The 15,117-nt window shown below is 38.0% G+C and carries 11 protein-coding genes; all 11 read right to left on the bottom strand.

Annotated elements, in window-relative coordinates; all coding sequences use genetic code 11:
• Positions 1 to 1,259 precede the first annotated feature (1,259 nt).
• Entirely contained in the window at positions 1,260 to 2,726 is a 1,467-nt protein-coding gene (locus ACKTTZ_RS00300) for a 5-methylcytosine restriction system specificity protein McrC (RefSeq protein WP_407846928.1), read from the bottom strand.
• A complete protein-coding gene (locus tag ACKTTZ_RS00295; protein WP_407846927.1) occupies positions 2,726 to 4,585 on the bottom strand; it encodes an McrB family protein in 1,860 nt (619 codons plus the stop codon). The genes ACKTTZ_RS00300 and ACKTTZ_RS00295 overlap by 1 nt, the downstream gene beginning before the upstream one ends.
• Before the next feature lie 417 nt (positions 4,586 to 5,002).
• Positions 5,003 to 7,759, bottom strand: a complete 2,757-nt coding sequence (locus ACKTTZ_RS00290) for a hypothetical protein (protein ID WP_407846926.1) — start codon at positions 7,757 to 7,759, stop codon at positions 5,003 to 5,005.
• Positions 7,760 to 7,800: 41 nt separating this feature from the next.
• The gene (locus ACKTTZ_RS00285) at positions 7,801 to 8,829 is read right to left on the bottom strand and encodes a hypothetical protein (protein ID WP_407846925.1); all 1,029 of its coding nucleotides are present in this window, start codon (positions 8,827 to 8,829) and stop codon (positions 7,801 to 7,803) included.
• Positions 8,822 to 9,625 carry a molecular chaperone gene (locus ACKTTZ_RS00280; RefSeq protein ID WP_253316863.1) on the bottom strand — a complete coding sequence of 268 codons (804 nt, stop codon included), beginning with the start codon at positions 9,623 to 9,625 and terminating at the stop codon, positions 8,822 to 8,824. Before ACKTTZ_RS00280 ends, ACKTTZ_RS00285 begins: the two co-directional genes overlap by 8 nt.
• Before the next feature lie 75 nt (positions 9,626 to 9,700).
• A complete protein-coding gene (locus ACKTTZ_RS00275; protein WP_051934399.1) occupies positions 9,701 to 10,222 on the bottom strand; it encodes a hypothetical protein in 522 nt (173 codons plus the stop codon).
• A gap of 314 nt (positions 10,223 to 10,536) precedes the next feature.
• The gene (locus ACKTTZ_RS00270; RefSeq protein ID WP_156106475.1) at positions 10,537 to 10,953 is read right to left on the bottom strand and encodes a hypothetical protein; all 417 of its coding nucleotides are present in this window, start codon (positions 10,951 to 10,953) and stop codon (positions 10,537 to 10,539) included.
• Positions 10,954 to 10,999: 46 nt separating this feature from the next.
• Positions 11,000 to 11,830: an AraC family transcriptional regulator gene (locus ACKTTZ_RS00265; RefSeq protein WP_034696893.1), complete on the bottom strand. Its 831-nt coding sequence runs from the start codon at positions 11,828 to 11,830 to the stop codon at positions 11,000 to 11,002.
• A 207-nt stretch (positions 11,831 to 12,037) separates the two neighbouring features.
• Positions 12,038 to 12,586: a hypothetical protein gene (locus ACKTTZ_RS00260; protein ID WP_034696894.1), complete on the bottom strand. Its 549-nt coding sequence runs from the start codon at positions 12,584 to 12,586 to the stop codon at positions 12,038 to 12,040.
• Entirely contained in the window at positions 12,583 to 13,836 is a 1,254-nt protein-coding gene (locus tag ACKTTZ_RS00255; protein WP_407846924.1) for a phthiocerol/phthiodiolone dimycocerosyl transferase family protein, read from the bottom strand. The genes ACKTTZ_RS00260 and ACKTTZ_RS00255 overlap by 4 nt, the downstream gene beginning before the upstream one ends.
• Positions 13,833 to 15,116, bottom strand: a complete 1,284-nt coding sequence (locus ACKTTZ_RS00250) for a condensation domain-containing protein (RefSeq protein WP_253316860.1) — start codon at positions 15,114 to 15,116, stop codon at positions 13,833 to 13,835. Before ACKTTZ_RS00250 ends, ACKTTZ_RS00255 begins: the two co-directional genes overlap by 4 nt.
• Between the last annotated feature and the right edge of the window lies 1 nt (position 15,117).

The following is a 15,117-nucleotide window of genomic DNA, read 5'->3' as shown; positions in this document are numbered from 1 at the left end:
CTCCGAAGTCTCCCGACTTTGGAGCATATTGTAAAGGAATTGCTTTTATTATTGGCTCAAAGTCAGGAGACTTTGCGCAGCTGGGATTCCTACAGAATGACAAACAGAGCGGATAGTCTAAGCGAATAGTTTGTGTTATGTCGGAGCAAGTAAGTGGCTATGCGTGTACATAGAAACACCCTCTTTGTCATTCCGTAGGAATCTAAACTCTTATTTTATCCTCATTTATTATCACAAGCTTTTTGTGTCCGGATTCCTACGGAATGACAAACGGTGTGGATAGTCTAAGTGAACAGTTTGTATTATGTCTGGAGTAAATAAGAGATTATGCACGCACAAATAAGCGCCCACTTTGTCATTCCGCAGGAATCTAAACTCTTATTTTATCATCCTTCATTATCACAAGCTTTCTGTGCCTGGATTCCTACGGAATGACAAACGGTGTGGATAGTCTAAGTGAACAGTTTGTATTATGTCTGGAGTAAATAAGAGATTATGCACGCACAAATAAGCGCCCACTTTGTCATTCCGCAGGAATCTAAACTCTTATTTTATCATCCTTCATTATCACAAGCTTTCTGTGCCTGGATTCCTACGGAATGACAAACGTTGTGGATAGTCTAAGTGAATAGTTTGTATTTTGTCTGGAGCAAGTAAGTGGCTATGCGTGTACATAGAAACACCCTCTTTGTCATTCCGTAGGAATCTAAACTCTTATTTTATCATCCTTCATTATCACAAACTTTCTGTGCCTGGATTCCTACGGAATGACAAACGTTGTGGATAGTCTAAGCGAATAGTTTGTATTATGTCGGAGCAAATAAGTGGCTATGCACGCACATAGAAACACCCACCTTGTCATTCCGTAGGAATCTAAACTTTTATTTTATCATCCTTCATTATCACAAACTTTCTGTGTCTGGATTCCTACGGAATGACAAACGTTGTGGATAGTCTAAGTGAATAGTTTGTATTATGTCGGGAGCAAGTAAGTGGCTATGCGTGTACATAGAAACACCCTCTTTGTCATTCCGCAGGAATCTAAACTCTTATTTTATCCTCATTCATTATCACAAGCTTTCTGTGTCTGGATTCCTACGGAATGACAAACGTTGTGGATAGTCTAAGCGAATAGTTTGTATTATGTCGGGAGCAAGTAAGTGGCTATGCACGCACACAGAAACACCCACCTTGTCATTCCGCAGGAATCTAAATGTATTCACATTATTTTACACCTTCATTGTCATTAAGCTTCTTTATTAGCTTACCGGTAAATTTATTCCCAGTTTAAAAATTTTATGATAAGCAGTGATTTGATTATCAGTATTATCAAACTGTCTTTTTATGTTTTCAATTGAAAAGTTATGCAATAATGAGGGAGGATTATTAGAATTCTCATTATCAGGCTGGTGAAGATGAGGGTAAATAATCAGACAATCCAATATCTGATCTTCTTTCCAATCTTTATTTTTACTTTTCATTTCGTTGATAACCTTCTTTAAACGGGAGTATCCTGAAACCTGGCGGATGTCTTTGTGGATATGACTTTTAGTATATTTTAATTTATACTTAGTATCAATGACCATTTCATAGCCTGGTTTACTGATCAGAAAATCCAGATGATTTCCGTAGGTTTTGAATTGATAATGAATATGATGAGCATCTTCAGGATTAGCTTTGATCAATTGATAATAAAAATAAAGCTCAAACAGTCTGGGCATATCAATCCAGAATGGTGGTGTTTTTATTTTTTTCTGCGTCGTTTTCGTAATCGTATACGAGAACCGTTTCAGAATAAACTGTCCTATTCGTAAAGCCTCTCCATATTCATTGAAGAACGCATTTTTTTTACTATGTTTTAATTGAAGTCCATCAACATCGGTACTGATATGTTCAAATGCTGGCTTGCAATAATTTAAAATATGTTGAACAGATTCTATATTGGAAGAAAATAGTGAAGGATTGTTCTCAATATAGCTGGTTGCAAACACCAATACTTTCTTTAGAAACCTGTTTTCAAAATAATCTTCACCAAAAACCTGAAATTCACAAAAAGCAGAGGTGGGTTTATTTTTAAAAACATTCTTCTTTATATGCGGACCTATTAATACTTTGCCCTTCACTCTACTATTAAGATTTTCCTGGACTTTATAATATGCCTTTTTCAATCCTTTTCTTACAATTATTTTTAAATGCTGTAAAAACTGTATAATAAGAAAAGGGGTCAAACGATCATCTTTATGATCTATTTCAATATATTTTGCATCCCAATCTATTTGGATAACATCTTTTGAATAGTGTGCAGTTTGTGGCAAAGCCATGACATCCAAAAGAATTTTAAGATAATTGACTTCTTTAGTCTCTGTCTTTTCCTTGTTATCATATGTTTCAGGGAGAGGAACAGAATTTTCTTCTTCATTGAGGCAGTTCCGGAAGTACTGCGACAAACCAGCATTGATCTTGGGTTCTACATAAATGGTTCTGCCGGTATTTCCCAGCCAGTCAATACCTACAAAATAATCTGCCTTAATCTCACAATGATTTTCTCTTTTTACCACCGAAAAAGAATAAGACTGATGGTTGAACTTTTTACTTTCCAAAGCCGCAAACAGCTGAAAAGAGTCGTCATCAAGATGTAGCAGTTCGTCTGCTATATTGGTAAAAGACTCTTCAGTAGTAACTCGTTTGATCAGAAAACTTTTATGTTCCGAAAGTAAAATTCCCATTAATTATTTATTTTCAAGGTATTGATATAGTCTTTAATATCTTTTCCGTCATGGCTTCCGATAAGAACACCATCTTTCACATACTCAAGAAGAATAGGAACTACTTCATAATTCATTTTTATTCTGAAAATTTCCTCCTTTGTCTGACCATCCTCGATATCTTCTTTTTTGGCAATAAAATAACTATGCCCCAACTGAACGTCCTTCGCATCAAATTCACCACTTACATTTCCGTTTAAGAACAATTGTGAAACTTTTTCAAAACCTTCAGTATTAAAATGAATACTGGTATCATGTTCAAGAGATTCCGGCAATACATCAATAAAAGCAAAACGTCTTCTGATCGCATAATCAATGTGTCCTACACTGCGGTCTGCGGTATTCATAGTACCTATGATGTACAGGTTGTGAGGAAGAATGAGATCCCTTTCACCATCCACTTCGTATACGCTTTCTACTGCTTTGCCTCTGTATTCAAGAGCGTAAATTAATTCTCCTAGTACAGATGACAGGTTAGCACGATTGATTTCATCGACTACTAGAACATAATTCTCTGAATGAGATTGCGATTTATTATCAACAGGTGCAGATTTACCTTCCAAAAAATTTCTGAATTTATCTACCATTGGGAAATAATATGATGTTCTGTGATACACTGTTTTTGCAAGATCATCAAATCCTATTGTTTCTCCTTTTCTTGTGATATTATATTTATATAATTTTTTAATCTCACTAAACTTTAATCGATCTCCTTTCCATCCTTCACTGGAAATGTGAAAAGAATTCTCTCCTATATGGGTCAGAAAGAGTTTATTGGTAAGTTGTATTTTATGATCGTTGGCAATCAACTCTTCCTCTATGGAAGTTTTAAAATGTTCAAACATTTCATCAAGCCATTCTGCATGTGGGAATTCGTTGATAAGTTGAGAATGTTCACACGCTCTTTTGATGAAATCACCTAAAACTTTGTTTTCAGCCTCATAGATAATTCCATTTCCTTCCTCGTCAGGTTTCGCTACAATTCCTCTTACAAAATCTTCATAACTATAGCTAGGATGAAACTGGATAAGTTTAAACTGGGGATGATTTTTTAATTCTTTAGTATTATTCAATCCCAATAATTCAACAGCCAGTTCTTTGGCCTGTCTGGTTTTTCCGGTTCCCGGAGGGCCTTGCAGGATGATTTGTTTTTTATATTCTAAAATTTGGATCTGCTGTTCCAGTTTATTTTTGTTCATATTATTTTGTTCTTTGGAAGATGGGTTATTTTGTTCCTGAAAATAATCGTAAACCTGCCATGGAAGGGTCACAATTTCAAAACCGTTTTTATTGAGCTTTTCTTTGAATATCTGTAGCAGATGGTGGCTGTCCTCAAACCAATCATAGGTAAGTTCCATTTTGAAATCCTCAACATGAGTATTCAACAGGTACACCAGCTGTCCCAGTTTGTCCTGATTGACAATGGTGCACAACAGCTGAGGCTGCAAACCAGCGATCAGTCTGTTGGTTGCGGCTTTTTTATTATTGCCTGTATACATTCGGATCAGTTCTTTGATCTGATGATAGGTCTCAAATAAAGGTTGCTCCTGGCTTAAGGCAATTTTCTGTAACAATGCGGAAAGCTCAGGCCAGTTACGTTTGATAAGGTCTTTTTCTGCATTGGTAAAATATCCCTGCCTCAGAGACGAAACACATTGGTCTGCAGAACGCATAAAAAACTCATAAAAAAGTTCCTTGTCCCAATCTTCCCATTTTTTTCCTGTACCTGCTTCTGCTACAAACTGGGGCACAAAACGGTTATATTCTCCCTGCCAGTGATCCCAAATTTCTATTTTGTCAATTAATTCTGTAAAAGTCATTTTTGGTTATAGTTTTTCATATTTTGACAAACAGCTTAGGCTGTATTATCCAATTAAGATCACAATAATAATAAAAATCACCAACTTCTACTTACGGGAAAACGTAATTACATAGAATAATCACTTATACAAGTGTCCACTATTACTTTTTAATATCTATAACCGGATAGTAAGGACCTGAAACAGGTTGTCATGTTGTATCTTTTGGAAACTAAGGCAGGTTCAAAATTTCTTTCTCAATCTCGGGGAACTTTTATTCCGGACTCTTTAAAAAGAGGATTTTGATATTTTTGATTATCCAAATGAGCGTATAACTCTGATCTTCATCTTTACACTGGTAAGAACACATAAATCACAGGCAGTATACATCATTCTTTAAACCAATATTCTGTCAACCTCTGTTCTCCGGATTTTACTCTAACCCCCAAACTTCTTCACCCTAATCACCTTCTCCCTTACCTTAATCACAAAAGGCTCCAGTTGTACTATTTTCCCGGCTTCCACTTTGAAAGTATCAGTAGAGCGTTCGCAATAGGTATTGGAAGGCAATGAGTTTTTGTTCAACTCAATCTTGTAATTTCCGGAGGGTAGGAAGGAGGCAAATTCACCGTTGTCATCGGTGATGATATGATGTACTAACTGTTCGTTGCGGTAAATATTGAAAAGAATACCTCCGACTTTGGGCGTGAAATCTACTGCGGTTTTGGTGTCAAAATCATAGGTTATCTTTCCCTGGGTAGTTCCGTTTTGATGAAGAGGGATCTCAAAAGAGTAGTGGTGCTTGTCTACGGTAAATTCGGTTTCATCATAATACCAGCCTTGCTGGATCACCTGTTTCAGGGCATACTTTCCATAAGGGATAGAACGGTAGCTGATAGAACCTGACGGATCGGTTTTAAATGAAATATTGTTGAGCATAATGAGATAGCCTGCCGCTTCTTTGTCGCCTTCATCATAGATACTATTTTCGTTCAGGTCATAATAGACAAATGCTTTGATATCACCTTTTTTACCCGGATCCAGGGTGCTGTTTCTAAGATTGACGGTTACACCGGCTTCCACGGTCAACAGATTATTGGTGAAACTTCCTGCAGTATAGCTGAAGTAGGAAGAGTTCAGGTACAGGGCATATTTTTCTCTTGAATATTTCAGGTTCAAAAAACCGGAAGGCGATTTTCCATACAGAACATCATCAGTATAAGAAACACCTGAAGTGACATTCAGCTGACGGTTGAAGAAATTTTTATTCACAAAAGCAGAAAGGGAAAGCTTTTCGTAGGGAGTGCTTTGGTTCATCATTTTTGAAAAAGCATATTCGGAAAGGAAATAGCTTCCATGCTGATAGATCCCGTTCACGGTCAGCCATTTGTAGCTGTAAGTTCCGCTTACTTTCATCTGGAACTGCTGTTTGTCGTTGTCCGGATATTGTGCCAATCCTGTTTCCATGCTTAAGATGGAGGTGTGTTGCTTATCAGGACTCAGCCAGGTAAGATATTCTGTAAAACGTTGTGCTTTCAGCTGTTTGGTATTCTCATAAGGCTGGGCATTAAAGAAATTATTATAAGAGTTGGAGTTTTCTTCCTGGTACTGATAGCCAAGTCCCATCCCGAAATTCCCTTTTTTTGGGAAATTGATTCCCGTATCCAGTCTTATATTGCTTGAATTCAGGGTGTTGTCGTAAAAGTAGAACTTAGGCGAAAAATGGGAAGCCACAATGTTGGCATACACATAATGGTCTTTGAAAATCATGGTTGAGAAATTCTGCTGGATCTGCAAAATACCTCTTCTGTTTCCGGGATAATAATCTGTGCTGTAGAAATAGTTTCCGTTCAGATTGACCTTTTTAATCATTCCTGAATATTGGGATTCCAAAGCTAATGAAGGCTTGGAGGGCTGGTTGTTTTCGTAGAAACTCAGTCCGCCATAGACCTTGGTATTGGTTTTCCAGTCTTTACCGAAAGCATACTGAAGATCTGTTCCCGCTACATGATGTCTGGCTTTTTCATAAGGATCATCCCTGAAAATATATGTTCCTGAGATATTGCGGGAAGCATTTTGAGCTCCAAGGGTTCCTCGGGTATAAAATCCATAACCATACTTCAGAAAAGAATTTCTTTCGATCAGGCTGTAGGTCTGGTCTACGAAACCTGCTTCAATTTTTTTGTCTTTATCCGGAGATGTGTAGGCATATTCCAACCCTCTTCCGAACATGGAAAGTTCCAGTAATTTATTGATATTTCCGATCGTGAATTCACTGTTTTCCCTGTGATAGGTCAGATAGGTATTATTGACAATAGGATCGCTCTGATTCGTCATGGTATAGATATTCCCCCGGATGAAAATATATCCTGAAGGAAGGTTGAAACCTCCGGAACCTACCAATTGATACATGTCCAGGTTTTCCCCGGCATGCCTGTAGCTTGCCGTGATGGTGTTCTTGGTAAAGTTGAAAAATGCTGTGGATTCCATATCCTCATAACGCTGTACCGAAGAGACATTCTGGATAGAAACACTGGTGTTGCCGAATATTTCTCTGTCCGGCTCTCTGAAACCTGCGATATTGACGGAAATCTGAGTGCTTCGGGATCTGATTCTGGAAGGCAGAAACCGGAACACAAAGACTGAATCTTTCTGTACACCCATACTTCCTTTTTTCTCTATAAAAGCATTTCCCTGCTCAGCTTCCGGAATTTTAAATACAACCGTTACATACTGCTTTCTGTTCCCAAGATTGGAAACCCTTGCCCTTACTTCTACTGAATCGGTGGTTTTATTCACATAGATCAGTGGGTTTTCTGCCGTGATGCGCATGGCATTATTTTCAGTGACGGTGTATGGTATTTCTTTTTCCGCCATTGTTTTATTCTGCTGGTCCGAAAGACGGAAACCCAGACGGGATTCTCCTGAAACGGCATTATTGCTGACCACGATCTTTACCGGAAGGAAAAGATGCTCCCCGGATTTCATTTCGACCTGAAGACTGTTGCCTGAAATATTTCTGAAACCTTGAGGAATCGTAATGTTTATTTTTCCTTTGAAATCATTTGTGCTTTGATTGTCAAGGACGATGATCAGATCCAGAATCCCTGTTTTATCTGTTCTGGATTCATTACGGATATCAAGACTTACCCCGGAACTGCTTTGTGCCGGAATCCATATCTGAAACGAAATCAAAAAAATGAAAAAGATTTTTTTGAACAGGTCTTGAAGCATGGTTATTGGGGGATAATCTCGTATTGAAGGGTGGTGGAATATTCTTCCGATTTGGCATTAATCAGTCTTTCATCATTGGCTTTGGTGGAATATCTGATATCGTAATACAGGCTGGAACTTCCGGTTGAGCCTCCTGTCGCGATAAGCTGCGGAGAAGCACTCAGCAGGATAGGATATACATTCCCATTGTTTCCTGAAACGGGGATGAGATTCATTTTTACGGTTCCTAAAGGAATGTAGTTTCCGGCTGGAGAGCTGAACTGCCCCTGAAGAGAACGTAATTTGATCTGATAATTGGTATTGCTTTTTACAATCAGTCCATTGGAATAAGTGACACTTACTCCGTTGACATAATCTGACATACTTTTAAATTCCAGTGATCCGTTGACCGCTTTTGCGGAAAATTGAAGCGACATTTCGGGTACATCTGTCGGACTTCCGCTGAGTGGCCCGATATGGAACTGAAAAATGTGATCTCCTCTGCCAATAATATTGTTGTATTGATCATACGCTGTAAACTGTACAGGAGCATTAAATCTGGTCCAGGAAGGGTAGCTCCCCAGATAAGATCCTCCCATAACGGTCAGGCTGTATTTTACCTGTAGGTTATAGTAGCCGTTGGGCTGTGGCGGCTGATTGTACAACGCTGCATTGGATTGAGGAATTAAAAAGACTTCCTGGTTTGCCTGAAGAAAAGTATTCAGTGGCATTCCGATCTGAGGAATCGTGGGTACGGGTCCCGGATAGGCCTGTCCTGAAGTGGAAACGGGCTGAAATGATATTTTGTTGGCAGGCATCGTATAATTTCCGTCAGTAGATGTGACAGGCTGTTTCAGCTTCATGGATATTTTCCAGTAAGGAATATTAAACGCTCCATTACCAGCCAGGGTAAAGGTATAAGCATCAGGATTGGTATTTCCGCTGTAAGAATTAATCTGCAGATAACTGTTCACCCATGAGTTGTAATTGACCTGTGAGAAGCAGTTCAGGGAAACCAACAGAAAGAAATAGAAGAATTTTTTACTATTCATAGCTGAAACTTAATTCTCCTAATTCCAGATTGTTGTTGTCTCCATAATCAATCATTACAGAAGCGGTATACTTTCCTTTTTCAAGGCTTGCCGGAAGAGGGATATTCATCTCTCTTTTGTTTCCGGGCATGGAGTAAAAGATAACCGGATCCAGGGACACTTTTTTTCCGGTTTGGGTATTCACAAAGTCAGTGTATATTTTTCCGTCACCCCATATATCGCCCTGATTTTCAAAAAAGAGGTTGACTGTATTGGTTGTTTTTCCGTATACCAGATTCTGGATTTCAAGTTTTTTAGTTTTGGCGGCAGGCAGCTTGTGGAATAATTTGATTCCTGATCGGATGCTTACCTTGATGTTGGCGCCTTTATGATCCACATCATCTACCGGATTCATCTGGCTGACATACAAAACGGCCGTATGAGTTGGCAGTTGATTGGAAAGCGCATTCGGAACCGTAATGGTAACCTCAATATCTTTTTTTTCTCCCGGAGCCAAAGTAAAGTAATTCTCTTCTTTTTTGACCGAAACCCAACTTGCACAGGAAGTAGGAAGGGTATTGGCGGGATACGTTACATTCTCACCTTTGCCGTCATATTCCCAGTCTCCTAAACTTACAGCAAGATCCAGAGAATTCTTGGCACTTACATTCGTTACCGTTATTGTCTGGGTATTGCTGTTTCCGTTTCCTGACTCAAAGTACAGTCTTGGTGGTGAAACCGAAACTCCTGTTTGTGCATATCCGTGAAAAGATGACAGGAAAAGAAGACTGAAAAGGAGAAGAGAAAGTCTGCTCATGACGGAGATTAGTTTTTAAGTGTTGATAAAGTGCTGTGGTAGGTACAACACTTTATCATTACAGAATGATATCTATTATTGAGAAATAATGGTATACGTAAGTTCAGTAGTGTATACTGTAGGATCTTGTCCGGCAATATAATTGTTCAGGTACTTATTATCTCCGGCTCCTTTGTATTCAATGTTAATTTTTTTGTCTACCCCTCCGGTAGAAGAAGTTACCAAAGTAGCCTCGTTAGTTGATAATTGTACATTCTGAGCATATTGAGCACCGTTTACAGCGTCAGAACCTGCGCTTGCTTTAATCTGGATGGTGTTAGCCTGGATGTTTTTACCTCCATACTCTAATACATCGTTACCACCTCTTACTTTTACCTGGAATCCTCCTGTGCTGTAAATGCTTAAGTGATCTGCGTTTACAGAAGATACACCATTGGCATAGTCATCTTTAGTGATGTAGTCTAAATTAACGACTTTTTGAGCGTTGTTAACAACAAGAGTCTGGATAGGCTTAAGTCTGACATTTAGCGTTACACTTTGTGCTTGTAATGTTGAGAATCCAAGGATAGCAAAAGATGCTAAAATAAAATTTTTCATAAGGTTAAAGACGTTTTTTTGTATTAATTTTTTTTAAAATTGCGGATGCAAAGGTAAATACAAAGAACATCAGGACCTTTGTGAAAAGATACTTATTATTTGTGAATTTTTACGAAGAAATAGGCGCGCACCAATCAATACCTTTTATGAATAATTACATAAAAAGTATCTTTTAAATGCTGATAAAATCACCATAAAGTAAAAAGAATGCTTTATTAATCTTAAACATTAATTTTACTTAATATATAGGGAATGAATAAATTGCAAGATTGTTATTCAGTGCATAGTTATTTTTTCAGGCCTTGCTTAATTTTTTACTGAGAAATTAGAGTTATTATTAAAAAATTTTCGTCGTCACTTCTGTTGACGCTTAAATTTTCCATAGCATTTTCAATCTCATGTTGGATAGGATATTGCTCCTGAACCACTCCTTTAGAATGGTTAATAAGAGGATATTCTTCAAACTTTTCTCTGTTGCTTTCGGAATTACCGATTGTACCGTGATATTCATCATATTTTGCATTCAGCTGAAACCCTGTCGGACTTGAGATGGTTACAGACTGAACCTCCCGGAAGGAAGACACGTTTCCATCGTCCGAAAATCCTGAGCCTATAGCGAGCATCTGTACCGGATAAAGCCTTACGTTAAGCCTTAAACCGTCTGCTGCCTGGGCAAATGATTTTGTAATAGCAAAATAGAACAAAATGAATATAATGTACTTTGCAAGCATATAACCTGTATTTTTCCCCAAAAGGTTACTTATGTAAATATACAAATTATTTCATTTCTGAGGGATTTTTTCCGGTATGTTTTTTAATAAAATTGGTGAAATTTCCTTCATTGCTGAAACCCAGATCATAAGATATTTCAGAGATGGTGGAATTTGAAAAATTCAGTGCTTTTCTGCATTCAATAATGAGTTTTTCAATGATGATATGCTTGGCTGTTTTGCCCAGTACATACTCTGTCATCTCGGTAAGTTTCCTTGAAGAGATATTAAGCTCTTCCGCATAGTAAGCTACTTTCTTTGCCTTTTTGTAATCTCTTTGCAGCAGAATTTTGAATCGGTTGACGTAGTACATATAGTCAAATTTGATGTCCTTTTTGATTTCTTCGGTGGGAATATGTAAAAGGGCATCCAGCATCAGTCTTTCTATGGCATTATGGGCAGCAGATATATACAGGCTTTCGTCCTTTTTCCGGAAACTTTCCATGCGTTCCAGGAATATCATTCTCATCTGTTCTGCATTGAAGAAAGGAGCGATAAATATTTCAGAATTATAATTATAAAAAAGCTGCGAATTGATAAAAAGGCTGTCTTTGGTTGATCTTTCATAAAAACTGGATGAAAATGCAATGGAATACACATCCGATCTTTTGGTTTCTCCAAAAACGATTTTCTTTTGTGGTCCAACAAAGGCAATATTTCCCCCTTTTAGTGGGTAGGGAACATTGTCTATCGTTAACTGGATATCTTCCAGAATGATATAGATACAAAAATATTCTAAGGTGTTGAATTCTCTTTTGTTTTTATTTCTGTTGATAAGATAATCTAAACGATTGATACTGAATCCTATATTTTTTAGCTGATCCGTTATTTTGTACATACATTGTTAGTCATTCTGTCCAAGAAAAATTCTTGCAAATTTTTGATATAAATATAAAAAATTTACCAAATATTCAGTTTTAAAGAAAAAAATTAAGACAGTCTGTGCATGAAAATACCCGGTGAAATCATGATCATCCGGGTATTGTTATCTTTTTTTGATTTTAATTAAATGATATACAGTGTTATAGCTGCTTTTGTTTAAAAATCATGGGTTTGCCTCTGCAGGTACTGATGTTGCTTTGCACATCCATCTTCTCAACCTCCAGACCGGCAGATATACAAAAATCACAGACAGAATTCCTGCCAATGTTCCTACCACCACAGCCATTGCTGTAGCGTCCAGCTTATAATCTTTTGAGAAATTATACTGCCCGATAAAGAGCAGGGATAATACCAATAGTCCTGTAATCAAACCGTGTACAATGCTGAGCCTGGTCATGAGTTTTTTAATATTCAACTGTTCATCTACTGTAAACTCTATAGCCTCCTGACTGGCGGCATCCGTTACTCTTTTGATGATATCAATGGTAAGGACTACCGGAAGGAAGATAGCCATTGGCAGGGTAAGACGGGCCAGGTTTTGGGTTCCTGAGAAAAAATGCGTGTAGCCTAATTCTTTGAAACTGGCATAAGCAATAATGAAATTAAAAAATACATTCGGAAGGACATAATAAATCGTACGCTTAATGAGAAAGCGTTTGAGGGTGGTTTTCTTTATAGGTTTGGGCTTCGGAGGTTTTATTTTAAATTTCATAGAGAGGTGGTCAATAGCTCAATGGCTTTATCTTTTATCTGATGGGCTTCCTCTTTGGGAAGAAAATTTTCATTGGACATGAAGGTGAAGTCCATCTGTTGGTTGTAAGTGCTGGCTACTAAAGTGTTTGAGTTCAGCCATGGAAAAGCGACAGTAGGACTAAAGACTGTTTCCAGGTTGAAATTTTTATAATCATTCGGTATATTGATCTTTCCCATATTGGATAAGGTCACATCATGTCCGCCTTCGCTGGACTTTAGCATACTGATCATACGTTCCACAATAGGGTGCATATGTTCTCCCATCCACAAGAGTTCCCGGGCTTCCAGTTTACTGATTTTCTCAATAAGATCTTTTTTAATCTCTTTAGCATTGCTCATCACATTCTTACTGTTCTTTTTCACAGAAAGTTCTACTGTTGGTGCAAACGCAAATAAATGATCTTCTTTAATTTCCGGAATAAAATGGCGCACATCTACAGGGCTGATCACTTTACCTTTGGCACGGTCTCCCTGAATATCACGGAAGGCCTGCATCACCGAAGAACACAGCAAAGCATGTACGGAGATACCGTTGGCTTTACATTTTTCAGTAATAAGTTTGGTGTCCTCCGGAGTCATTTTCCAGTGAATAGCGTAGTTTTTTCCCTGATTTCTCTTTTTACTTTTCCGTTGGATAGAAAAGAATATTTTAGCGAAGAGCAGATAAAGACTGGCCTTATATTTTTTTATTCCTGTGTTAAAATCCGAAGGCAGGAAATCGTTCACAGATTCAAAAGCAACATAAGGAATTAATGGACCATAAGGATTGTCCAGTAAACTTAGAAGTTCACGTAGTAAAGTAACTCCGGTTGTTCCGTCTGAAATGCAATGAGGCATAATCCAAAGAATTTCGGAAGTACCTTGTCCTTTTACCCATACTACTTCGGCCAGTGGTTTTTTGGGAGTTTCAAAAAGCCGGAACCATCCCTTTTCAGATTCTTTGAACCAGTCTTCGTCTGTTTTACGTTCTACAATACGAAGAGGAATAGGTTCAATATCCCTTTGTCCCATGAAAAAAGGATAGCGCCCTTTGTTATGATCAATATTAGTTCTCAGAATAGGATGCTTCTGCTGGATTCTTATTAAAGCTGTTTTAAAATTTTCTTCAGGAATCTCTCCGTTAATTCTTGCGGTATAAATACAGTTTAAAGGCGTTTCAGGATCTACATACATGATCCTTTCCACCATCATTAGAGGTCTTTTGATCATGATACGGTTGCTGGTTTTATTTGTGAATGAATCGTTCTCATTACTTCATCACGGATGGCTACTACTTCAGTATAAGGCAAATAACCTTCGCTTCCCATGATTGAAAAATCCATTCTTCCACGGTAAGTAGAAACCACAAGGGTAGTGGTATTTCCCAGCGGACCAATGACTGATGGACTGAAGATAGTCTCTACTGTGAATTCTTTATATTCATGGGGAATCTGAAGAGGTCCCAGATTAGAAAACATGCAGTCATTAGAAGATTTTCCGTTCTTTAACAGCCTTGTAAAACTTTTCAGCGCATCATGTCCGGATTCCATCACCATCATGGTGATATAAGGATCCAGTTTTGAGGCTTTTTGTTCCACAGACTTCTGCATGGCACGAAGATTCTCTGTAAAGTTTAGTTTTTCATCCAAAGAAATCACAATCATCAGCCCGAAAGCGAAAATGTGATCTGCTTTAATCTGCTTGGCGAAACGCCTGATATCTACCGGACAGGAAACTTTGTTGAAAGATTTTTTACCTCTCACTTTTCTAAATGCGTGTAATAGCGTTACACTCAAAAATGTGTTAACGGTAACTTCCTGGGATTTGCAATAAGCGATGACTTGCTGGCTTGTCTCTTCATCCAGTTTTCCATGGATCAGATAGTCATTCTGTCTTTCAACAGGTTTTTTGTTTACCGGAAGCCATTTGATTGCTGTAGCAGCCAATCTTCCAATAAATCTGGCTTTCAATTTTTGTCTGCGACTGTTCAGAATATGAGATGGAACCACATCCTGGATTCCTAATATTGGATTTTCTGTACCGATATCGGTAGCAGGATTATCCAGTACGATGAGAAATTCTTTTAAAAAGGCCATTGCAGAACCACCATCGCAAAGACAATGGTGGAACGCAAATAGCATGTCAGAAACGTCTTCTCCTTTGATCCAGATAAAGCGGATCAGGGGAAATTTTTCGTAGTTAAAGGTGGTATTCCATTCTCTCCTGGATTCTTCCTGCCACTGATCTTCACTTTGTCTGGTGATGATTCTTACAGGGATAGAAACAGGTTTTTCAGGAACGTTAAACCAAGGAATATTTTTTTCATCATGGCTGATCAATGCTCTCAGCCATGGGTGTTTATTTTGGATTTGTGTCAGGGCCTGCTGGATATCTTTTAATGTAAAGGTACCTCTCAGTCTGAACGGAATAACTGCGTTAAAAGGTTCTGTTCCGTCCCCTAACAGCATACGTTCTCCAAATAGCAATCTTCTTTTTATAGGTTGATTCATA

The organism is Chryseobacterium sp. KCF3-3 (genome assembly GCF_045865955.1).
GTDB lineage: Bacteria > Bacteroidota > Bacteroidia > Flavobacteriales > Weeksellaceae > Chryseobacterium.
This window is presented reverse-complemented; position numbering and strand designations above follow the sequence as displayed.